At 34.0% G+C, this 23,048-nt stretch carries 20 protein-coding genes; 14 read left to right on the forward strand and 6 right to left on the reverse strand.

Annotation, left to right across the window (positions count from 1 at the left end):
• Nucleotides 1–205 precede the first annotated feature (205 nt).
• Genes EKM01_RS07815 through EKM01_RS07825 form a run of 3 tightly spaced genes read right to left on the reverse strand, consistent with a single transcriptional unit; the run spans nucleotide 206 to nucleotide 5,814 of the window.
• Nucleotides 206–1,270 (reverse strand): alkaline phosphatase D family protein, encoded by a 1,065-nt coding sequence (locus EKM01_RS07815; protein WP_126568341.1) that lies wholly within the window; start codon nucleotides 1,268–1,270, stop codon nucleotides 206–208.
• A gap of 35 nt (nucleotides 1,271–1,305) precedes the next feature.
• Complete coding sequence (locus tag EKM01_RS07820; RefSeq protein WP_126767679.1) at nucleotides 1,306–2,712, reverse strand: SusD/RagB family nutrient-binding outer membrane lipoprotein; 1,407 nt, start codon at nucleotides 2,710–2,712, stop codon at nucleotides 1,306–1,308.
• A 12-nt stretch (nucleotides 2,713–2,724) separates the two neighbouring features.
• A complete protein-coding gene (locus EKM01_RS07825; protein WP_126767682.1) occupies nucleotides 2,725–5,814 on the reverse strand; it encodes a SusC/RagA family TonB-linked outer membrane protein in 3,090 nt (1,029 codons plus the stop codon).
• 591 nt (nucleotides 5,815–6,405) lie between these two features.
• Between EKM01_RS07825 and EKM01_RS14560 the strand changes: the two genes are divergently transcribed.
• A complete protein-coding gene (locus EKM01_RS14560) occupies nucleotides 6,406–6,546 on the forward strand; it encodes a hypothetical protein (protein ID WP_156063267.1) in 141 nt (46 codons plus the stop codon).
• Nucleotides 6,547–6,784: 238 nt separating this feature from the next.
• Here the strand turns inward: EKM01_RS14560 and EKM01_RS07830 are convergent, their stop codons facing one another.
• Nucleotides 6,785–7,534, reverse strand: a complete 750-nt coding sequence (locus tag EKM01_RS07830) for a biotin--[acetyl-CoA-carboxylase] ligase (protein WP_126554449.1) — start codon at nucleotides 7,532–7,534, stop codon at nucleotides 6,785–6,787.
• 75 nt (nucleotides 7,535–7,609) lie between these two features.
• Here EKM01_RS07830 and rsfS point away from each other — a divergent pair, with 75 nt between their 5' ends.
• The 7 genes from rsfS to EKM01_RS07865 all read left to right on the forward strand — a co-directional run bounded on the left by rsfS (nucleotide 7,610) and on the right by EKM01_RS07865 (nucleotide 13,228).
• Complete coding sequence (gene rsfS, locus EKM01_RS07835; RefSeq protein ID WP_126455820.1) at nucleotides 7,610–7,981, forward strand: ribosome silencing factor; 372 nt, start codon at nucleotides 7,610–7,612, stop codon at nucleotides 7,979–7,981.
• A 19-nt stretch (nucleotides 7,982–8,000) separates the two neighbouring features.
• Nucleotides 8,001–9,929, forward strand: a complete 1,929-nt coding sequence (gene ftsH / locus EKM01_RS07840; protein ID WP_126744792.1) for an ATP-dependent zinc metalloprotease FtsH — start codon at nucleotides 8,001–8,003, stop codon at nucleotides 9,927–9,929.
• Between the two features lie 114 nt (nucleotides 9,930–10,043).
• The gene (locus EKM01_RS07845) at nucleotides 10,044–10,646 is read left to right on the forward strand and encodes an LUD domain-containing protein (protein WP_126460560.1); all 603 of its coding nucleotides are present in this window, start codon (nucleotides 10,044–10,046) and stop codon (nucleotides 10,644–10,646) included.
• A 1-nt stretch (nucleotide 10,647) separates the two neighbouring features.
• Nucleotides 10,648–11,538: a phosphatidate cytidylyltransferase gene (locus tag EKM01_RS07850; protein ID WP_126767685.1), complete on the forward strand. Its 891-nt coding sequence runs from the start codon at nucleotides 10,648–10,650 to the stop codon at nucleotides 11,536–11,538.
• Nucleotides 11,528–12,181: a phosphatidylserine decarboxylase family protein gene (locus EKM01_RS07855; RefSeq protein WP_126563935.1), complete on the forward strand. Its 654-nt coding sequence runs from the start codon at nucleotides 11,528–11,530 to the stop codon at nucleotides 12,179–12,181. Before EKM01_RS07850 ends, EKM01_RS07855 begins: the two co-directional genes overlap by 11 nt.
• The gene (locus EKM01_RS07860; RefSeq protein ID WP_126460549.1) at nucleotides 12,181–12,450 is read left to right on the forward strand and encodes an acyl-CoA-binding protein; all 270 of its coding nucleotides are present in this window, start codon (nucleotides 12,181–12,183) and stop codon (nucleotides 12,448–12,450) included. The genes EKM01_RS07855 and EKM01_RS07860 overlap by 1 nt, the downstream gene beginning before the upstream one ends.
• A gap of 7 nt (nucleotides 12,451–12,457) precedes the next feature.
• Nucleotides 12,458–13,228, forward strand: a complete 771-nt coding sequence (locus tag EKM01_RS07865) for a superoxide dismutase (protein ID WP_126460546.1) — start codon at nucleotides 12,458–12,460, stop codon at nucleotides 13,226–13,228.
• Between the two features lie 76 nt (nucleotides 13,229–13,304).
• Here the strand turns inward: EKM01_RS07865 and EKM01_RS07870 are convergent, their stop codons facing one another.
• Nucleotides 13,305–15,173: an alpha-amylase family protein gene (locus EKM01_RS07870; RefSeq protein ID WP_126767688.1), complete on the reverse strand. Its 1,869-nt coding sequence runs from the start codon at nucleotides 15,171–15,173 to the stop codon at nucleotides 13,305–13,307.
• Nucleotides 15,174–15,449: 276 nt separating this feature from the next.
• Between EKM01_RS07870 and EKM01_RS07875 the strand changes: the two genes are divergently transcribed.
• From EKM01_RS07875 to cas2, 6 genes are all read left to right on the forward strand, one after another.
• Nucleotides 15,450–17,084: an OstA-like protein gene (locus EKM01_RS07875; RefSeq protein ID WP_126767691.1), complete on the forward strand. Its 1,635-nt coding sequence runs from the start codon at nucleotides 15,450–15,452 to the stop codon at nucleotides 17,082–17,084.
• An 87-nt stretch (nucleotides 17,085–17,171) separates the two neighbouring features.
• A complete protein-coding gene (locus EKM01_RS07880) occupies nucleotides 17,172–18,362 on the forward strand; it encodes an aspartate aminotransferase family protein (RefSeq protein ID WP_126561707.1) in 1,191 nt (396 codons plus the stop codon).
• A 277-nt stretch (nucleotides 18,363–18,639) separates the two neighbouring features.
• Nucleotides 18,640–20,037, forward strand: a complete 1,398-nt coding sequence (locus tag EKM01_RS07885; protein WP_126460534.1) for a tetratricopeptide repeat protein — start codon at nucleotides 18,640–18,642, stop codon at nucleotides 20,035–20,037.
• The gene (locus EKM01_RS07890) at nucleotides 20,037–20,786 is read left to right on the forward strand and encodes a shikimate dehydrogenase (protein WP_126460530.1); all 750 of its coding nucleotides are present in this window, start codon (nucleotides 20,037–20,039) and stop codon (nucleotides 20,784–20,786) included. Before EKM01_RS07885 ends, EKM01_RS07890 begins: the two co-directional genes overlap by 1 nt.
• Before the next feature lie 256 nt (nucleotides 20,787–21,042).
• Nucleotides 21,043–21,957, forward strand: a complete 915-nt coding sequence (cas1, locus tag EKM01_RS07895; RefSeq protein ID WP_126460527.1) for a type II CRISPR-associated endonuclease Cas1 — start codon at nucleotides 21,043–21,045, stop codon at nucleotides 21,955–21,957.
• A complete protein-coding gene (cas2, locus tag EKM01_RS07900; protein ID WP_126455227.1) occupies nucleotides 21,933–22,262 on the forward strand; it encodes a CRISPR-associated endonuclease Cas2 in 330 nt (109 codons plus the stop codon). The genes cas1 and cas2 overlap by 25 nt, the downstream gene beginning before the upstream one ends.
• 9 nt (nucleotides 22,263–22,271) lie before the next feature.
• On the opposite strand, the gene EKM01_RS07905 is transcribed toward cas2, so the two are convergent.
• Complete coding sequence (locus EKM01_RS07905; RefSeq protein WP_126460523.1) at nucleotides 22,272–22,793, reverse strand: transposase; 522 nt, start codon at nucleotides 22,791–22,793, stop codon at nucleotides 22,272–22,274.
• Between the last annotated feature and the right edge of the window lie 255 nt (nucleotides 22,794–23,048).

Raw genomic sequence — 23,048 nt, forward strand, 5'->3', positions numbered from 1 at the left:
TAAAGTTGTTTTTCTAAAAACAGAAAGTTAAAATTGTTAATAACTATTTTTTTTTAGAATAGGCTGAATAGTTACCAAAAAAAATAGCTAATGATTAGGTTTTTTAAACGCTTTGTCATTAGCTATTGTAATTTTGAGATAAATTACTTTTATTATAATAATCTAAATATGTTTTGATCAATTACTCATAAAGAGATAATTCCCGTTAATTGAATGAAATTTCTGATAGAAGAAAATTATGATTACTCACAATACCATTTTTGTCAAATAAGTTTAGCTTTATCAATGGCACTTTATTTTTGTAGAAAATTTCTATTAAGCCAATGTTATTTTGGATAATAACACCGCCAATTCTGTTTTTATTTGATTCAGTACTAGTCCATGTTTGGGTTATCCCGCTTGAGGTAACATCATACAATGGATACGTGTTTTTTGTATTCATTTTTGAAATCTCACCCCAGTGAACATCTCCCGAAATGAATACAACTCCGTTGGCTTTGGTTTTGTCTATTAAATCAACGAATTTTGTTTGTTCATGAGGCATATTTGTCCAAGATTCATACCCGTTGTACTCATGTCCAAATTGCAAACTTGAGGCAATGATTCGGATATTTGCTTTTTTCGACAATTCATTTTCTAGCCATTTCCATTGCTTGTCTCCAAGAATCGTACTGTCTTTTTTACTATATGGAATATAGTCATTTTTATAAACTGAATTTTTAGGCTCATTTTTTAATAAATTATCTCTAAAAGTTCTTGTGTCCAGCATTATTATCTGAAGTGTTTTATCACCTAGTTTTACATATTCGGAACCATAAATACCTTCATGGTCTCTTCTTTCAGAGTTTTGAGGAACTTCCCAAAAGTTCATAAAAATTTCTTTCGACTCTTTTTTAAAAGGGTAGTGCCTTCCTTTATCGTTTTCTCCAAAATCATGATCGTCCCAAACCGATAAAATTTTAGTTCTTTTTTTTAATTCTTGAAATTCAACTTTGGATGCTAATTTTTCATATTTATTTTTTAATAAATTCATGTCTCGAGTGTCTCCATAAATATTATCCCCAAGATAAATAAATAAATCAGGATTTAGCTTCACGGCGTTCAAAAGCATAGGCTGATCTTTGTCCTGATGGGCACAAGAGCCAAATGCAATTTTGAAACTTTCATCGAGTGAAGTCCCTTGATTCTCATTTTTTTGAGCGTTGCAAAAAATACTGTTTGTTAATATAAATAATTGCAGTATTATTAATAATCTATTAAAATTTGTCATTGTTTTTTTTTTTTAATCGGTTCTGTCATTAAACCTTAAAAGTTATCCCACCAAATTTTATTGTTAATGTTGTCTCCTCCGATTGCTTTCACTGCAGCACTATTATTTTCGGCATTTACGGATTGCTCTATACTTGGATACATTATTCTTCTGGGCACTTTACCACTATTTTTAGCTCCGGGACCAGCTTGAATAAAGCTTGGTTTTCCAGTTCTTTTCCAATCTATCCAAGCTTCTACACCAGTGTGGTATAAAGCCAGCCATTTCTGTGTATACAACACATCATTGGTGGCGCTATAAGGTGCCGTTGTGACTAAATAATTAGCAGGCATAGTGACACTCCATTGATTAAATGATGCTTCTACAGCAGTGTTGTAATACACCTGGGCAGTTCCGGTAGTAATTATATTTCGTTGACGGGCTTCGGCTAACAAGAAATTTAACTCACTATAAGTCATGAATATTGAAGTTATTTTAGTTTTTGTATAAAAATAATCTTCGGCTCTACGGGAGTATTTTGTTGGTTCCCCAATTTGATCTAAAGCAAGACCTGGCTGAACCCCTTTATAATTATTGGTTCCAGCAATTGGATCGATCCATTCATTCAGACGCGGATCATTGTTCGTGATTAATGTATTTACGATATGGGTTGAAGGCATAACGATATTATAACCATACAATCGGTTTATTCCATCAGTCATAGGAGATATATTTGGAAAAACACCAGTGTACTTGTAATTTGCATTGTCTAAGTTTGACGCAAATAAGGGATAGGTTGCCGGGTTCGAAATGATTTCACTTAGTTTCGTATTTACAACTGTCTTATTAGAAACACGCATTAACAATCGTACATGAAGTGAATTGCAGAATTTTTTCCATTTCAACATGGATCCGTTAAACAATAAATCACCTTCTATTGATTTGCTCGTTTCGATTATGGAATTAGCAGTAGTTAAATTTTCAAATATTTTTGTATAAATCTGTTCTTGAGAATCATACACTGGTTTCAAAATTCCGTCTTCTCCTTTTGATGATTCCGAATAAGGGACATTGCCATACGTATCCGTAATTACACTTATTACATAGGATTCTAATATTAAAGATACGGCCTCATAATTTTTATTGTTCAATACAATGGCTTGTTTTTTAATATCATTGATGTCGTTAAGCCATTTATACATATTCCAGAAACGGCTGCTAGCTCCCCAATTATATATGTCTAGCTCATTGTATTCATAGTTCCCGCCATATTGAGCCACAATATCTCCAAAGTCAAAAGCATTCGATACATTTTCATTTGCTAAATTAAAAATGACATTTGGTAATAATGTTTTAGGTTGGGCTGCTGTTGGCTGGTTTTTGTTGGTGTTAATTTCTTCGAATTGATCAGTACAAGAAATTGAAACACTTAATAATAGAACGAATATTAGAAATTTTTTCATGATTGTTTTTTTTTAGAATGAAACATTTAGTTTTACACCATAGCTTCTTGAAGATGGAAGTTGCATAACTTCAAATCCTGGTAATAATGTTCCTCCGCTTATAGATTGAGTTTCCGGATCGATATTAGGCACTTTTGTCCAAAGAGCCAGGTTGTTTCCTACTAAGCCAATGCTTATATTTTGCATATTTGCAGCTTTAATTAACTTTTGTGGAAATCTATAGTTCAAGCTTATTTCTCTCAATTTTACATAAGAAGCATCAAATGAATTTGCTTCAATATTATCACGACGAAAAGCATTTGAATAATACCAGTTTTCGGCACTAATGACTGTTGTATTTGGACTGTACGAACCATCTGAATTTTGTACCACACCATCACCAACAATTCCAGTTTCTCTGCCTGGTAATGATACGGCTAGTATGCCACTTTCCATTCCTATCGCATTTGTCATTGAATAAATTTTACCGCCGTGTCTTACATCAAATAAAGCATTAAGAGTGACGTTTTTAAACCTTAAATTAGTAGAAAGTCCCAACATCCAGTCTGGATTATAGTTTCCGATTTTTTTAATTTGAGTGTCTAAAATTGGAGAGCCAGTATTATCAAAAACCACTTGACCATCAGGACTTCTAAGATAACCTCTACCATACATGTCTCCCATTCTTTCCCCTACACGAGCTTCTACAGTTCCACCGTTAGGACCTTGTGCAATTATATAACTGCTAATTCCTTCTGTTAATTCTTTTACAACTCCTCTGTTTTGGCTAAAGTTAGCATTAATTGACCATTCTAGATTTTCACTTCTAACAGGTGTAAACCCTAAGCCTATTTCAATTCCTTTATTCTGAATTTTTCCTGCATTGATTACGTTTGATGTAGATCCGGTTGCTTGTGAAACATCTAAACCTACAATTTGATTTTTGGAGTTTGTAATGTAATAACTAGCATCTAGTGTTATTCTTCTGTTGAAAAACTGAGCTTCGACCCCTACTTCATAGGATGTTGCAATTTCAGGTTTCAAATTACTATTTAAAATAGTTCTTGGATTTGTTAATGTACCTGCTAAAGCTCCATTTTCATACGTTTTTACTAGACGATACGGATCAGTATCATTTCCTACAGATGCGGCATTTGCTCTAAATTTTAAAAAATCAATGTTTTTATTCATTTCAAACAATGATGTAGGTATAAAACTTAAAGATGCTGAAGGATAGAAATAAGAATTGTTATTTGCCGGAAGTGTAGAAGACCAGTCGTTTCTGGCGGTTATATCTAAATAAAGATAGTTTTTATAGCCAATATTTGCCATTCCATACGTACTATTTATACGTTTCTTATAGATATTTCTGGATTGTATAGGCATTACATTAATATTTTGTAAATTGTAAATTCCGGGGATACTGATTCCTTGTCCTTCAATTTTACCTTCAGATGTGTATTGATTCATTCGGTTTGCACCTACAGAAAACTTTGTTGAAAAATCTCCAAAAGTACGATCGTAAGTAAGTAAAGCGTCTGAATTGTACTCCGTAAAAGTGATACTTTGTTCACGGTACATTCCTTGTGAATATCTGGAAGATCCAATAGGTCTTCGTGACCAGCGGAAATCATTGGAATTGTCCATTCCCATTCGAACCATTAAAGAAAGGGTTTCATTGAAATCATACGTTGAAGCGATATTACCAAATAGACGGTCTTTTTTAAAGGCATTAATGTTTTCATAAGCAATTTTAAAAGGATTGTCTCCCCAGCTGAACATCCTGTTTTGTTTGACGTCTTTAACAATCCAATAATCCTTAAGCCAGTCTAAATCAACATTGGTATGATTCCATAATAAATTATACATAAGCCCTTGACTTCCATATCCAGTTACAGGAGTATTGTCACTACGGCTTTTTGTATAAGTAGCTATCGCTATTACTTTCCATTTATCTGAAATTTTATGGTTTAAGTTCAAACTAATATTGTCTCTTTTTAAATTTGAATTTGGGACAATATCCTCACTTGTAGTTTTTCCGTAACTCAAACGAAAATTAGTTTTCTCATCTGAACCAGTTATGGATACTGAGTTAGAAATTGAATTTCCTTTTCTGAAAAAGTCATTTAAATCATATCTGAATTGGAAAGGAAGTGCTACTCCTTGACCAACAGAATAACCTGGACTTCCGTTTTGTAAAATAGACAATCCGGAATCTAATCTAGGACCTAAATTAGTATCTGCTCCTGGATCATAGGTTAATTTTGATCCTGCACCGTAAATCCCCTGTATTTCAGGTAATCTTAGCGCTTCACTTGTCATGAAAGAGGAAGAGATGGAAACACCAAGACCTTTATTTTTTTTACCTGATTTAGTAGTAATGACAATAACTCCATTTGCTGCTCTTGATCCATACAAGGCAGATGCCGCTGCACCTTTTAATACATTCACGCTTTCTACATCTTCTTGGTTTATTTCTGATGCCCCATTACCATAATCCGTTGGTAAATCACGTTGATTGGTTGAACTGCCACCAACTCCATACGTATTGTTATTTATCGGTATTCCGTCAACAACAAATAATGGACTGTTATTATTGATATTTAACGATTTATCGCCGCGAATCACCACTCGGGAAGAGCTTGTAATCCCATTTCCGGAACCTGTTATTTGAACACCGGCAACTTTTCCTGATAAATTGGAAACAAAATTAGTGGAGTTGACTTTATTGATATCATCTGATTTTAATTCTTGAGAAGCATATCCAAGAGCTCGTTTTTCTCTTCTGATACCTAAAGCAGTTACTACGACTTCTCCCAAAGCCAATGAATTATCATCCAATACCACATCTATTTTAGACGTTTCAGAAGTTAAAATTTCTTTAGTTTTAAAACCCATAAAAGAGAATACTAAAGTTTTTTCATTTTCAGTTTTAATGGAATAGTTTCCATCTAAATCTGATATTGAGCTCAATTTGGTCTCTTTAACCATAATAATAGCTCCTGGTAATGGAAGCCCCGACTGATCGGTTATTTTTCCAGTAATTGTTTTTGTTTGTCCATTAATTAAGTGAACAGAAAAAACAAATAAAAAAAACAATAATTTTTTTCCTAAGATTTTCATTTTTTGTGAAGTTTGATTTTTGAGGGCAAACTTACTCGTAAGATGTATGGCGTATGTTATGATACTTTTAACAAAATATATTCATTTATTAACAAAAAAATATACTGTTAAATAATTGATTTATGAGTCTTTCGGTAGTGTGTGTTAAAATTTATTAAGGTCTTAAAATATTCATCTATATAGCTTTAAAGTGTCTTGTGTTTTATTTTTTGATTGTAATTTTGTTTCTATCTCAACAGATAAAAACAAAAAAATATTTTAATTAAAGTTTAATTGTGGATTTGCTAACTTTATTCATACAATTGGATAACATTAGAACCTTTATCTTAACTTATGTAACAAGTACGTAAAATTTATAACCGAGCTTTTTTTATGAGAAATCTTTTAGTTGAGTTGTGAGAGACAACATCCAGATCAAAGAATTAGAAGTTATCACTCCGCAGTTGTATCATAAGTGAAAAAGTATGAATCTTTAGGGTCTGCTGAGAAACACACATTAATTTACACTTCAATTAGATATAGCAATATTTGAGAAACTAAGTGCCTCCATTTGATGCTTCTTTATTTGTAACATTCCGAAAGCATTTAAATTTGGATGTTATCAATCCAATCACGGAGAAAATTATTGCTATAAAAACTAAACAGGAACAGAAAAAGAGTGAACCCAAAGACGATTCGGATTCAGCAAGCAATGATGAAAATCCCAATAGAGGAAGTCATTTAATGGATTAACAGCATGTTTTTAGTGCTCAATCTAGTCAAATTAGCAGGAGTGATACCCCAGTCTGATAGTTATGATATTCGAGAGTTTATCAAAAAGGGTAATGCTAGAAATTGACCAAAACCAAAACAGGTGTGATTTAAACGAAAATCATAACTATATCTTTTATGAAAATCTAGAATAAACGGGTCTCTGAGTTTTTCAGCAAACCCTATTTAGGAGTAAATTTTATTTTATGAATTTTCACATTTAATACAACATTTGAATTTCTTTGATGTCGAATTCAACGACACGATCATCTTCCAGAAGAACCAGAAGTTTCCCAGATACCGAAACGCCCTGAATAATTCCCATAAAGTTACCGTTATTATGAGCTGAAAAGGCCATGGGAATACCTTTTTTGTATAATGTGTTTGTGTATTTGTTCCAAGAAGTACTGGATTGCTGATTCCATAATGCTCTATTTTTTTCTAAGGATGTAACAATAGAAGAAAGAAGTGCTTCTTTATCAAATTCAGTTGCACAAATCACGGCCAAAGAAGAAGCTTTTGCTAAATTTTCGAAATTAGTTTGATTTACATTGAGTCCCAAACCTACAATAGAAACAATTGTTCCGTCGCTTTTGATGCTATTCTCTATCAAAATGCCACCTATTTTTTTATTGTATGACATAATGTCGTTAGGCCATTTGATACTAAGATCAGGAATCCTAAGCGATTCTAAAACCTCAATTACAGTAAGTGAAACCAAAATATTTAAGCTGAAAATCTGACAAATATCTGCTAAAAAATCCTTGACCAAAATACTCATTATTAAGTTTTTACTTGGTTCAGAAACCCAAACAGCTCCCATTTGTCCTTTTCCTTTTGTTTGACTCTCAGCGGTAACAACAGTAAAGTTTTCGAGCTCTTGTTTGTTCGATAACCCTTTAAGGAATTCGTTTGTAGAATCTATGGCATCGAGTTTGATTACCTTACTATACGTTTTTTTGTGAAACATAATTTAATATTGTGTTAAGGTTCAAAAATAATCACAAAAAATGGTAACTTTACAAACTTATATTAAAAATAATTCATGGCGAAAAAGACTATAAATAATGACGTTCTATTAGCGAACATCATTAAAGGGATAGAAGAAGTAAAAGGGAATGATATCACTATCCTTGATTTAAGAGAAATAGACACTGCAGTTTGCGACTATTTTGTAATCTGTAATGGAAATTCAAACACGCAGGTAAATGCAATAGTCAACTCTATCCAAAAAACAGTTTCAAAAGAATTAAAAGACAAGCCTTGGCATGTTGAGGGAACTGATAATGCAGAATGGGTATTAATGGATTATGTGAATATAGTGGTTCATGTATTTCAAAAACATATTAGAGAGTACTACAACATCGAAAGTTTATGGGGCGATGCTAAAATAACAACTATAGAAAACAAATACTAAAGACACATAATCCGTAGTAATGGCTAAAGAAAATAATCCAAATCCGAATAAGTTTAAAGTAAGCCCTTGGCTAATTTACGCTGCAATATTATTAATTTTCTTATTTATAAGTTTTATAACTAATGGCTCCAGTCTTAATGAACCCGGACAATTAACCTCGTCTAAGTTTAACGACTACTTAGAGAAAGGTCAGATCGATAAAGTTGTTGTAAACAACAAAACCGAAGCTGAAGTTTTTCTGAATGCGGCAGCAATGAAAGATGCAGCACACAAAAAAGTTTCGAAAGATGTTTTTGACAGACCTAATAAAGGACCACATTACGTTTTTAACATTGGTAATGATCAAATATTTCAAAAAAAGCTGGAAGAAGCAGTTGCCAAAGGTAAATTAAACGATTTTAATTTCTTGGCAAAAAGTAATTGGTCAGATATCCTAATCAGTTTATTGCCAATTATAATTATTATAGCCGTTTGGATCTTTATCATGAGAAAAATGTCTGGTGGAGCCGGTGGTGGTGGTGGTGGCCAAATTTTTAATATTGGAAAATCCAAAGCAAAACTATTTGACGAAAAAACAGATATTAAAACTACTTTCAAAGATGTTGCTGGTTTAGAAGGAGCGAAAGAAGAGATTCAAGAAATTGTTGAATTTTTGAAAAATCCTGAAAAATACACCAACCTGGGAGGAAAAATACCAAAAGGAGCTTTACTCGTAGGACCTCCAGGCACCGGTAAAACATTATTGGCTAAAGCCGTAGCTGGTGAAGCTCAAGTACCGTTCTTCTCTTTATCCGGTTCTGATTTTGTAGAAATGTTTGTAGGTGTGGGCGCATCACGTGTGCGTGATTTGTTCAAACAAGCCAAAGAAAAATCTCCTGCAATCATTTTCATTGATGAAATTGATGCCGTAGGTAGAGCCAGAGGAAAAAGCAACATGTCCGGAGGAAATGACGAACGTGAAAATACATTAAACCAATTACTGACAGAGATGGATGGTTTTGGAACAAATTCAAATGTAATAGTTCTAGCCGCTACAAACAGAGCAGATGTACTGGATAAAGCTTTAATGCGTGCCGGACGTTTTGACAGACAAATTTTTGTTGACTTACCCGATATTCGTGAACGTGCAGAAATATTCAAAGTACACCTACAGCCATTGAAAAAAGTGGAAGGACTAGACACTGACTTCTTAGCCAAACAAACTCCAGGATTTTCAGGCGCAGACATTGCTAATGTGTGCAATGAAGCCGCTTTGATTGCAGCGAGACATAACAAAACAGCAGTTGACAAACAAGATTTCCTTGATGCAGTTGATCGAATTGTAGGAGGTCTGGAAAAGAAAAATAAAATTGTAACACCTGATGAAAAAAGAGCAATCGCTATTCATGAAGCAGGTCACGCTACAGTTAGTTGGATGCTTGAGCACGCAGCACCACTAATAAAAGTAACAATTGTTCCTAGAGGACAAAGCTTAGGTGCCGCTTGGTATTTGCCGGAAGAACGCTTAATTGTACGTCCTGACCAAATGCTTGACGAAATGTGCGCTACTATGGGTGGAAGAGCTGCTGAAAAAGTAACTTTCAATAGAATTTCGACAGGAGCGCTAAGTGATTTAGAAAAAGTAACCAAACAAGCTCGTGCCATGGTAACGGTTTATGGTTTGAATGAAAAAATAGGAAATGTTACCTATTATGATTCAACTGGACAAAGCGAATATAATTTATCTAAACCGTATTCTGAAGAAACGGCTAAAGTTATTGATGAAGAAATATCATTACTAATTGAAGGCCAATACCAAAGAGCCATTCAGATTTTAGAGGATAACAAAGACAAACTGAATCAGCTCGCAAATATTTTGATCGAAAAAGAAGTTATTTTTAAAGATGATTTAGAAGCTATATTCGGAAAAAGAACATTTGATAAAAATCTTGAAGAAGTAGTGTCTTAGAAACATCTAAATATTTAATTATTTTTAAAATCTTAATTCAAAAACTACTTTTGAATTAAGATTTTTTTATCTTTGAACGTTTTCAAGTAATAAATTAAAGTAGTTGACAGCGATATGAGTCTTTTTAGAAAAATTTTTGGTTCAATTAATCCGGCTTCTGAGGAAGATAAAGAAAGTGAATTTAGTAAAACCAATGCTGATAGCACGATCTCTATAGATGAAAAATTTATCAGTAATTTTAAAAAAAATGGAGGTAAGTTTTTATACTGTGAAAATCCAGAGGAAGTAAAAGAACACTTTGAAAATATTCTTGAAGAGAATGACTGGTTCGAAAGTGAAGTTTTATGCTATGAACCAGAACTTTTCAGTATGCTTGAGGATAATAAATTAAGTTTCTCTAAACCAAAGAATCCTTCATTTTTACTGGCCAGTTGTGAAAATTTAATTTCTGAAGAAGGATCTATATTGTTTTCTTCAAAACAAATTAAGCAAGACAAACCAAACGAATTACCCACAAACATTATAATTTTAGCAAATACAAGTCAAATTCTTGAAGCCAAAAGCGATGGACTTAGCGCTATAAAAAAGAAATATGAAAGGGACTACCCTACTAATATTACTACTATAAAATATTTCGAAAAAGCCAAAGAAGAAGACTTCACGCAATACGGAAGTTCTGCAAAAAATCTTTATTTATTGCTTTTAGAAGATCTGTAAGATGAATGAAACTCTAAAACGAGGTATATCGGGAGCTGTTTATATCCTATTATTACTTGCTTCTATTTTATACTCTACTGAAAGCTTTTTTATTCTTTTTGGTATTTTTCTACTAATTGCCATTTATGAATTTTGTCATTTAATTCAAATACATAAAATTTTACCGGTTCTTTTTGGTGCAACCTTGTATACAGCTGTTACTTTAGTAAGCCATTATAATAAAATCACTACGGATACCCTCAATCAGCTATTTAATTCTAATTTAGAAATTTCAATAAACATACAGCAACTAGATGTTGTTTTATTGGTTATAGCGTTAGTTGTATCTATAAAATGTATCCTTTTCTTATTTTATGATAACATTCAAAAAATAAGCACTTCATCAAAATACTTGTATTTACTAGGTTACATCATATTGCCTTTTGTATTTATTACTAAAATTTCATTTGGAATAAATGACTATAATCCCAAAATTATAATTGGATTATTCATCTTAATATGGACTAATGATACCTTTGCTTATATTGTTGGGAAATCAATAGGCCGAACCAAATTATTTGAAAAAATATCGCCCAAAAAAACAATTGAAGGGTTCTTAGGCGGAATCATTTTTGCTATTTTAGCCGGTTATTTGATCTCAAAGTACTACATAAAAGCCAACCCTGAATTTAGTGAACGATCCATACTAATCTGGACTTCAATAGCTGTTATTGTTGGAATTGCAGGTACTATAGGAGACTTAATTGAATCTAAATTCAAACGAATTGCCGGTGTCAAAGACAGCGGAAAAATAATGCCTGGTCACGGAGGCATCCTAGATCGACTAGATAGTGTTATATTTGTAGCACCAATTATATTTTTATTCTATCAAATTTTAAACTATGTTTCATAAAGAAGGAACCCAATCTATTTTATTAGGCACTATTTTTACTGCCGTTGTGCTCTTATTGTCTGATAATTTCATAGACGCCATCTGGCTCAAAATGGCCATACAAATAGCAGCGCTGTTGCTTTTGATCATCATACTGCAATTTTTCAGAAATCCAAAAAGAACCGTAATCATCACTGAAAACCAAATTCTTGCGCCAGTAGACGGTAAAGTTGTGGTTATTGAAGAAGTGTATGAAAGCGAATATTTTAAAGACAAACGTTTACAAATATCCATCTTCATGTCGCCCATTAATGTGCATGTCACCCGTTATGGATTGAGCGGAATTGTAAAATTCAGCAAATACCATCCTGGGAAATTTTTAGTAGCATGGCACCCAAAAGCAAGCGAGGAAAACGAAAGAACTACAATTGTCATCGAAAATAAAACCTTTGGTGAAGTACTATACCGTCAAATTGCCGGAGCCTTAGCCCGAAGAATCGTAAATTACGCTGAAGAAGGAATGCAGGTTATTCAGGGAACTGATGCCGGTTTTATCAAATTTGGCTCACGAGTAGATCTCTTTTTACCATTAGGAACAGAAGTTAATGTTGAATTGAATCAAAAGGCAATTGGAGGTAAAACTATTATTGCTACCAAAAGATAATGAATGAAAAAGAATTAGAGCTACAATTTCTGGAAGCTGTAAAAATAGCTTCATCGATGACACAGGCATCTTTACCGCAAGATGTTCAATTGCGACTTTATGCCTTTTACAAACAAGCTACTTTTGGAACTTTAGATCTAAAACAAACTTCTACTTACCATTTGAGAGATGCTTTTAAAACCAATGCATGGATGCAAATCAGCCACCTTACCTCAGATGAGGCCAAAAAACAATACATAGAAACTATTTATTCTTTGTTAAAAAAATAGTATTATTATGAAAAAATTATATTTTTTAATTCCAGTTATACTGCTACTGATTGGCATAATTTCTTGTAATAAAAAAAAATTTACCGAAGTCGTTGAAGTTCCCTTACCTACGACCGAAGAGAAAGTATTAACCGGAATTCCGGAGGACGTAAAGGCTAATGAAGGTTCTTTTCAACTGGAAAAACTTCCTTACGGGTACAATGCATTAGCCCCAAACATATCAGCTACTACTTTAGAAATCCATTATTCCAAACATTATTTGACTTACACTAACAATTTGAACAAGGCTATTTTAGGAACTCCACTTGAAAATCTGACAATTGAGGAAGTATTAAGTAAATTAGATCCAAATGACCCCACACTTCGCAACAATGCAGGAGGTTTTTACAATCATTCTTTGTATTGGAAATGCATGACGCCAAAAGGGGGAGGTCAACCATCAAATGCATTGGCTGAAGCAATTACCAGAGATTTTGGTTCATTTGAAAACTTTACCACAGCGTTCAAAGTTGAAGCGACAAAACAATTTGGCTCCGGTTGGGCATGGTTGATTCTAGATAAATCCGGAAAATTACAAGTAACCAGCACACCTAATCAGGATAATCCCTTGATGCGTAATGCAGTTGTTCCCGGAACTCCAATATTAGCTTTAGATGTATGGGAACACGCTTATTATTTAGACTACCAATACCGAAGAAAAAATTATATTGATGCTTTTTTTAATGTAATTAATTGGAAAAAAATAGAAGAAAATTATGATGCTGTAACAAAAAAATAGTATTCGTTTGAGCTAAAAAAAAGCTGATATAAATTTATATCAGCTTTTTTTTATCCTTTTGCTAACTAAAAATCCTTTACAATTGATAAATAAACGATTCTGAAGGTGCTATTGTAATTTTCGCGTTTCCTTCACCATTGAATACTTTCAGCTCAACAGAACTTTTATGGTATAATTGATCCGTAAGTGTATAATTTCCGTCTTTCAAATTCCATTTTTGGATTACATCTGAAGGGATTTTTAACTCGAAATTGCTAGTAGTAAGCCAGGAAAAATTAGTGATAACGATTAATTTTTGCGTATCAGACCAGCGTGTGAATGCATAAATTCCAGAATCGTATCCTTGAGTCGTATGGCGATTCACCGTTTGTATTTCTTGGTATTTCCCCATTAAAGCAGTACTATTCAAAGAGAAATTCAATAATTTTTTATAAAAATCTCGCAAGTCCTTTTCATCCTGCGTTAACTGACCACCATCAAATTTTCCTCCGTTCATCCAGCGTTGGTGATTGGGAACACCTATATAATCAAAGATTGACGTTCTGGAATGGGTACCAAATCCAGCATTTTCATTTCCAGCCTCTCCTACTTCCTGTCCAAAATAAACCATCGTAGGCGACGTACTTATGGTTGTAGAAACCACCATCAAAGGCTTCCCTTTTTGTGGCGTTCCCGCAAATTCCGGACTTGCTAAACGTTGTTCATCATGATTGTCCAGAAAATGCAACAGGTGATGCTCAATATCTGAAATACCGTTTTGGATGTCAGATAATCCATCAGGCAATGCTTTTCCTTGAATGATATCTTTCAATTTATCATACGTTTCTACTTTATCATACAAATAATCCATTTTACCCAGATGAATATAATTTCTATATTCTTTAGGATTGTAGACTTCGGCTAATAAAAAAGCATTCGGATTATTTACTTTAATGGCTGAATTCATATAACTCCAAAATTCATACGGCACCATTTCGGCCATGTCAAATCGAAAACCATCGACTCCTTTTGCCGTCCAATACAAGGCAATGTCTTTGAATTTATCCCAAGAGTTTGGAACATCTTTTCCTTTCCAAAAATCGAAATGTTCCTGATAGGATTTGGAATCAAAACCAGTAGGAAGTTCCGGAAAATCTTTGGAACCATCCGGACGAATACCGTAATTTACTTTGATGGTTTCATACCAGTCATTTCGATCTGGTTTTGCCATACGAGAACCATTACCAGTCCATTTTGCTGGACTTTCTACAAATTTTCCATCAATTAACGGATTCTTTTCTCCATTTAATGGCTTGTCTGTGTCAGGGATTTCAAAGTGTGAATTTGGAATATAATAAAAATTATTGTCTCTTTTGTATTCAACGGTCGTGTCATCATCTGCACCAAAATCTTTGACACCAACCGGATTACTTTTTCCTTCATACTTTCGCGCAATGTGATTGGGAACAATATCGATAATCACCTTTAATCCAGCTTGGTGAGTTCGCGCAACTAAAGCTTCAAATTCCTGCAAACGATTTTCAGGATTTACAGCCAAATCTGGATTCACATTGTAGTAATCTTTTACGGCATAAGGAGAACCGGCTCGTCCTTTGACCACTTCCGGATCATCATTAGAAATTCCAATAGCGGAATAATCTCGAATCACAGCATGATGCGGAACTCCGGTGTACCAAATATAAGTAACTCCCAAATCCTTTATTTCCTTTAAGGCCGTATTTGTAAAATCGTTGAACTTTCCTACTCCATTTTCTTCAATGGTTCCCCAAGGCTTGTTGTTCGTGTTTTTATTCCCAAATAATCGGGTAAAAACCTGATACACCACTTCTTTTTTATGGGAAACTGACTCCTTTTGTTCCGTATTCATTTTTAACTCTTTCGTTTTACAGGCTGTCGCCAAAAGCACTACGCTTATACCGGCAACAATAGTTGTTTTTTTCATCATATAAAATTATTTATGCTGATTTTAATTCTTTTGATACTAAAATGAATATCAATTTTTAAATTTAATATTTTTTAAATATAAAGAACTCTATATTGTTTGAAATTATATAATCATCTCTCCATTAGAACAAACTACAACGAAGGAGTTGCCGCATTTGTTGATAACTTTAAAAAGGAAAAGTCATCGTTTATCATGCACTTTTGACTAATTATAAATAAATCCTAATATGGATTAGGATTGTATCCTTTTTCATAAATTTGACAAAAATTAAATCCATTGAAAAAATCGTTTTTTTTCCTTCGTTATTGTTTCATACTGTTCACTGCTAATTTAGTTTTGGCGCAAGCCCCAAAAAAAATTATTGTAGAAAACTCAGATTTTGCCGATGTAAATCAGGTAGAAATACCGGATGCATTATTGCTGATTGGGAACGTACGTGTCAATCATGATGGCGTGATAATGACTTGTAATAAAGCGTATTATTTTCAAAAAGAAAACTACATCAAGGCTTTTGGCAATGTTCAAATGGTGCAAGGTGACACTTTATTCCTAAACAGTAAATATGCGGAATACAATGGAAATGTAAAAAAAGCCTATGCTTCCGGAGATGCCGTAATGAGTTCCCCTGATGCGACTTTGGTAACAGAGATTATTAATTTTGACCGAAACACTCAAGAAGTATTTTACGATACGCCAGGAACAATTACCAATAAAGACAATACGCTAAAAAGCAATTCAGGAAGATATTATGTGAAACAAAAGAAATTCCAATTCCTTACAGCTGTTACTATTACTAATCCAACCTATGTAATTAAATCAAATCACTTGGATTATTTCAGTAATTCCGGGCATTCGTATCTTTTTGGACCATCCACAATTACCAGTAAAGCCAATTATATATATACCGAAAAAGGATTTTATGATACCAAAAAAAATCTGGCTCATTTCCTGAATAAATCGTACATCAAATACGATGATCGGGTGATTAAAGGCGACAGTTTGTACTATGATCGAAACCGGGAATTTGCATCGGCAACGCGAAACGTAAAAATAACGGATTCCATCAATCGCGGAATTATAAAAGGGCATTATGCTGAAGTGTATAAAAAACTGGATTCTATGTACGTAACCAAAAGAGCTGTTGCCGTGAATTTTGTCGAAAATGACTCGGTTTACATCCATGGAAAAAAATTAATGGTTACTGGAAAAGAAGGAAACCGAATTATCAGAGCGTTTAACAATGTCCGGTTTTTCAAAACTGATATGAGCGGAAAATGTGATTCGATTCATTCAAGTTCTAAAACAGCGTTGACCAAAATGATTGGAAATCCAATACTTTGGAACGCAGAAAACCAAATCACAGGAGATGTCATGCATCTCATAGGAGACAACAATACCCAAAAACTAGATTCGCTCAAAGTACTCAACAACACGTTTATAGTCTCCAAAGACACGATAGGAACTGGATACAATCAAGTCAAGGGTCAAAATCTCTATGGGAAATTTAAAGAAGGAAAACTCCATGATGTTGATATTATAAAGAATGCCGAAGTCATTTATTACATGCGCAACGAAGCTCAGGAACTCATTGGTATCAATAAGAATGTAAGCAGCAAAATCAATCTTATTTTAGAAGAAAATACGATAGAAACTATCACGTTTTTCCAGCAAGTGGATGGCGATATTTATCCAGAGAAAGAGTTGCCAGAAAATGCACGTATTCTAAGAGGACTGCTTTGGCGAGGAGAGGAACGAATAAAATCCAAGGACGATATTTTTCCTGCCGAAGAAAATGAAGACAACGATAAAATAGATAAAGCAACTAAAGCGGCAGAGGCCAAAGAGGATATTCCTATGAAAATCCGAAAAGAAACCCTGAATTACGATAAGAAGAAGAAGAAGAAGAAGTAAGTCAGCAGTGAGCAGTCCCGACACTTCGGGAGCAGTATTCAATCACCGTTCTGTCAATTTAACAAATAAAAGATTAAACAAATAACCGTGAATCCAGATTTCTTAAAATACCAAGCGCAAACCTCACCATATCCATTGGGCATGGAAGTCTCACATGCTATAGGTTCTTATATTTACGATACGAACGCTAAGAAATACTTGGATTTTGTGGCGGGAGTTTCCGCATGCACATTGGGACACCAACATCCTAGAGTCAATCAAGCCATAAAGGATCAGTTAGACAAATATTCTCATGTTATGGTCTATGGCGAATATTCACAAAGTCCGGCGGTTCAGTATTGCAAATTGTTAGCCTCGCTCCTGCCCGCACCTTTAGATAAAACTTATTTGGTCAATTCAGGAACCGAAGCCATTGAAGGTGCTTTAAAACTAGCTAGAAGAACTACCGGAAGAAGCCAATTGATTTCGTGTCATAACGCATACCATGGCAATACAATGGGTGCTATGAGCGTCATGGGATTTGAAGAACGCAAACAAATTTTTCGTCCATTGATACCTGATGTTGATTTTATTACCTTCAACAACGAAGCCGATTTACAAAAAATAACCACTAAAACGGCTGGAATTATTCTGGAAACCATTCAAGGTGGTGCCGGATTTATTCAGCCAAACGATGATTATCTCAAAAAAGTACGCGAGCGTTGCACAGAAGTGGGCGCAATGATGATTCTCGATGAAATCCAACCAGGCTTTGGGAGAACCGGAAAACTCTTTGGATTCCAAAATTATGATGTTGTTCCTGATATCGTAGTTATGGGAAAAGGAATGGGAGGTGGCATGCCTGTAGGTGCTTTTACGGCTTCATCAGCAATGATGGATTTGTTGAGCGATAATCCAAAACTGGGTCATATCACGACTTTTGGAGGCCACCCTGTCATTGCGTCAGCCTGCTTGGCTACTTTGCAGGAAATTACCGAGACCAATCTCATGGATGAGGCGATGGAAAAAGAAAAGCTATTCAGATCACTTTTGGTACATCCTTTGATACAAGATATAAGAGGAAAAGGATTGATGCTGGCTGCAATGACCCAAAGTGCCGATATAACAAACGAAGTGATTCTTAAATGTCAAGACAAAGGACTCATTTTATTCTGGTTATTATTTGAAGATTGCGCAATTAGAATTACACCTCCGCTAACCATTTCTGAAGAAGAAATACGAGAAGGTTGCAGCATCATATTAGAAGTTATGGATGGAATAATGATTGAAGAAAAATGATTAACGATTTTTGATAGCAGAAGTTGTACTATTGGATACATATTGAAATACCTATTCAAAACAATTAAAAAAATTGGGAGCTATTCCTGCTATCCGTTTTAATCTTTTACTTTTTGTCAGCAAAAAGCAAAAGGATTTCCACTCTTATCAGGGCTAGGGCATACGTTTAAACTACCCCTTTTTTTGTTAATTAAATTGTTCACAACAATTCCAACTTTCCCTCGCAGTACACGCACGATTCCCTAAATTTATTTAGGCCAAATTAAAAACACACAGTATGCAATTAAGCAACGAAGAAGAAGACTATAACTTATCATTGTCTAAATTTGAGTCCATGTTGAAAACCAACAAAGTACTCTTTTTTGACTCCGAAGAATTTGAAGAAATTATTCTTCATTACCTCGATATGGGTAAGGCCGCTTTAGCAAAAAAAGCACTCAAACTGGCATTAGAACAGCACCCAAAATCTACCGGACTAAAATTAGTTCAGGTGGAAATGCTAGTTTATGACGACAAACTCGAACTAGCCGAAAAGCTATTGAACGAGTTGTATGCCATTGAACCAACCAATGAAGAAATTTACATTCAAAAAGCCAATATCTGCTCCAAAAGAGACCAACACGAAAAGGCGGTTGAATTATTACAAACCGCGTTAAAATACACAGATGATTATGCTGATGTCTATAATTTAATAGGCATGGAATATCTTTTTATGGACAATCTTGAACTGGCAAAAGAAAGCTTCATCAAGTGTTTAGAAGAAGATCTGGAAGACCAATCCGCTTTGTATAACGTAGTGTATTGTTTTGAATTTTTAGATCAAAACCAAGAAGCGATTACTTATTTAAATAAATACATTGACAAAAATCCATACAGCGAAATTGCCTGGCACCAACTGGGCCGTTTGCATTATGGTGTAAAAGAATATGAAAATGCGATTCGTGCCTTTGATTACGCTACTTTAATTGATGATGAATTCCTTGGTGCTTTCATGGAAAAAGCAAAAGCTTTTGAACGATTAAAAAAATACGAGAAAGCCATAGAAAGTTATAGCAGAACTATTGAATTAGATGATGCAACTTCGTATGCGTTACTTCGAATGGGAAAATGTTATGAAAGATTAGGAAACAAAGCTTTAGCCTTAAAATATTTCAATCAAACAGTGCATGAAGATCCACTCTTAGATAAAGGTTGGATTGCCATCACGGATTTTTATGTACGTCAAAAAAATTACCAAAAAGCATTGTTTTATGTCAATAAAGCATTAGCGATTGACAACCAAAATCGCTTGTATTGGAAACGCTTTGCGACTATCAATAAGCAAATGAACTTCTTTGAAGAAGCTGAATTTGGATACAGGAAAGCAGTTGAATTTGGCGATACTGAACTTGACACCTGGTTATTCTGGGTGGATATTCTACAATTTTTAGGAGAATTCGAAAGTGCCATTCAAACCTTATTACAAGCTTCAGAATATTTTCCGGAAGAAAATGAAGTTGAATACCGCTTAGCAGGATTGTATTTTATGCTAACAGATAATACAAAAGCAAAATTCCATTTAAGCAATGCCCTACGATTAAATTTTGATAATTACATCCTTTTAGAAGATTTATTTCCAGTAGTTTGGGCCAAAAAAATGGTGCAAAACTACATTGCAAAACATAAAAAAAAATAATGACAGAAACAGTTAGAAAACGTTTTGGGTTACTGGGTCGCAATATTAGTTATTCTTTTTCTAAAGGATATTTTACCGATAAATTTAACAATGAAAATTTTACTGGTTGCACCTATGAAAATTTTGATATTCCAGAAATAACAGCACTTCCAGAGATACTAAAAAACACTTTAAATTTAAAAGGGTTAAGTATAACTATTCCATACAAGGAGACCGTCATTCCGTTTCTGGATAAATTATCTAAAAAAGCGGAATTAATTGGCGCTGTAAATACCATCAAAATTACCAAAAAAGGAACGTTGAAAGGGTATAATACCGATTATTATGGTTTCAAAAAATCATTAGAACCCCTGTTGCAACCGCACCACAAAAAAGCCTTGATTTTAGGCACAGGAGGAGCTTCTAAAGGAGTCGCTTTTGCTTTGGATGAACTGGACATTCCTTATACTTTTGTGTCGAGAGAAGCTAAAGAAAATGCGATTGAGTATAACCGAATCAACGCAACAACATTCGACAATTACCAAATCATCATCAACTCGACTCCAGTAGGAACAAGTCCAAATGTGGATGCGTTTCCATTGATCCCGTATGAGTTTTTCACAGGAAAGCACATTGCATTTGACTTGATTTACAATCCTGCAGAAACACAATTCCTAAAAAAAGCCAAACAGCAAGGAGCACAAATCAAAAATGGTTTGGATATGCTTATTTTTCAAGCAGAGAAAGCGTGGAAGATTTGGAATAAATAACTAAGAAGTTTATTTCTTGTCAAATCGAGCGTAATCAAGATTATTGTTTTAACTCTCGCTTAAACTAAATAATTAGTATTAAAATTTCTTTAGGTCGTCTCGTTTTAAAACAGCATCAAACTGTTTTAAAACGAGACGCTTTTTTTATATCAGCAATTTAAAAGGCAGATTGAGGTTTCCCGTAAAATAACTGATTATTAAATATGTTAATTTGATTGATAATCAAATATTTGCAATTAATTTAACGGCTTAAATTATGATCAAAAGAACAATTCTTATCGAAAATAAATCCTCAATCACGACAAAAAACCAACAGCTAATACTAAAATCAGAAATAAGAGAAAGTACCATTCCAATAGAAGACATTGGTTTTCTGGTACTCGATCATGCTGAAATTTATCTGAGTATTCCTGCTATGAACTTAATTGTAGAAAATAATACTGCTATTATTATTTGTGGTAGCAACCACTTACCCAATGGAATGTTACTCAACCTCAACAGCCATCACATTCAGCAGGAAATATTCAAAAATCAAATCGAAGCTTCAATTCCTCTGAAAAAACAACTATGGCAACAAACTATTATTGAAAAAATTAAAAATCAAGGGGAATTGTTAGCAAAAATAACTGAAAATAAAAATACGTTTGAGTTTCTGGCTAGCAAAGTATTAAGCGGTGACACCACAAATATGGAAGGCGTTGCTGCACAACAATATTGGAAAAATTTTCCGTTACCTAATCATGAAAAAAATGGCATAAAAAGAGAACGTTATGGTGATTATCCCAACAATTTTTTAAACTACGGGTATGCTATTTTAAGAGCCGCTACAGCTAGAGCACTTTCCGGAAGCGGATTATTGAATACACTTGGTATTCATCATAAAAGTAAATACAATGCTTTTGCACTTGCTGATGATATTATGGAACCTTTTCGTCCCATTGTTGACGAAAAAGTTTTTGATATTATGAACCGGTATCAAGAACAAGAACTAAACACCGCAATAAAAGCGGAACTATTACAAATGCTGACACAAACTGTTTATTTCAAAGAAGAAAAAAGCCCTTTAATGGTAGGATTGCAAAAAACGGCTAGTTCGCTCCAGCACTGTTTTACAGGTCACCGAAAAAAAATTAAATATCCTAAATTATGGAACTTAACGGATACCGAATAATGTGGCTGTTCGTGTTTTTCGATTTGCCTACAGAAACTAAAAAAGACAAAAGGAATGCCTCTCAGTTTCGAGGAAATCTCTTAAAAGATGGCTTTAGCATGATGCAATTTTCAGTTTATATTAGGCATTGTGCGAGTGGAGAAAGTGCTGATGTTCATGAAAAACGCATTAACCGACTCGTTCCTTCGTTAGGAAAAGTTAGTGTTTTACGTATTACCGATAAACAATTTGGAATGATTATCAACTATTTAGGAAAAGCCAAACAGGAAAATAGTAATGCCCCAACACAGTTGGAATTGTTTTAAACAATAATTTTATTTTTCAAAAAGCGCATCTGTATTCCACCTCTCAGGATTTGTTTCGATATAATTATAAATTCTTTCATAAGACCCATCGTTTCTAATTATATGATCATGAAAAGAACGCTGCCAGGCAAAATCAGACAAACCGGCTAAATGAATTTGTTTTGATGAGGTCGTTTTATAAGCACCAATTAGTTCCGATACTGATTTTATTTTTATTTCACAATCAGATATCAAATTACTATCAATTTCCAAAATTGCGTGGACATGATTCGGCATTACTATAAAAGAATGTAAAATAACATACGCATACTGATTATCCAACCAATTCCATTGTTTTTGTGCAATAGAACCATATTCATTCCATTCCATATACGGATTCATTGGCTCGTGTACGGACAGGTCGCGACCTGTTCCTGCCGTATTAACATTCCCAAAACAACATTTTCTATCTTGCACACAAATCGTAACGAAATATAAATTATTTTGCGAATAATCATATCCCAGCATTCTATTTCGCTTTCTATTTTTCATTATTTTTTCTTTTTCATAATTAGTACGGACAGGTCGCGACCTGTCCCTGCCCTATTCCTGCCCTATTCACATTCCCAAAACAACATTTCCTATCCTACACACAAATCGTAAAAAAATATAAATTATTTCGCGACTAATCTCTAACGTACGGACAGGTCGCGACCTGTCCCTGCCCTATTCCTGCCCTATTCACATTCCCTAAACAACATTTCCTACCCTACACACAAATCGTAAAAAAATATAAATTATTTTGCG

Source organism: Flavobacterium sp. RSP46 (assembly GCF_003984825.1).
In the GTDB taxonomy this organism is placed as follows: domain Bacteria; phylum Bacteroidota; class Bacteroidia; order Flavobacteriales; family Flavobacteriaceae; genus Flavobacterium.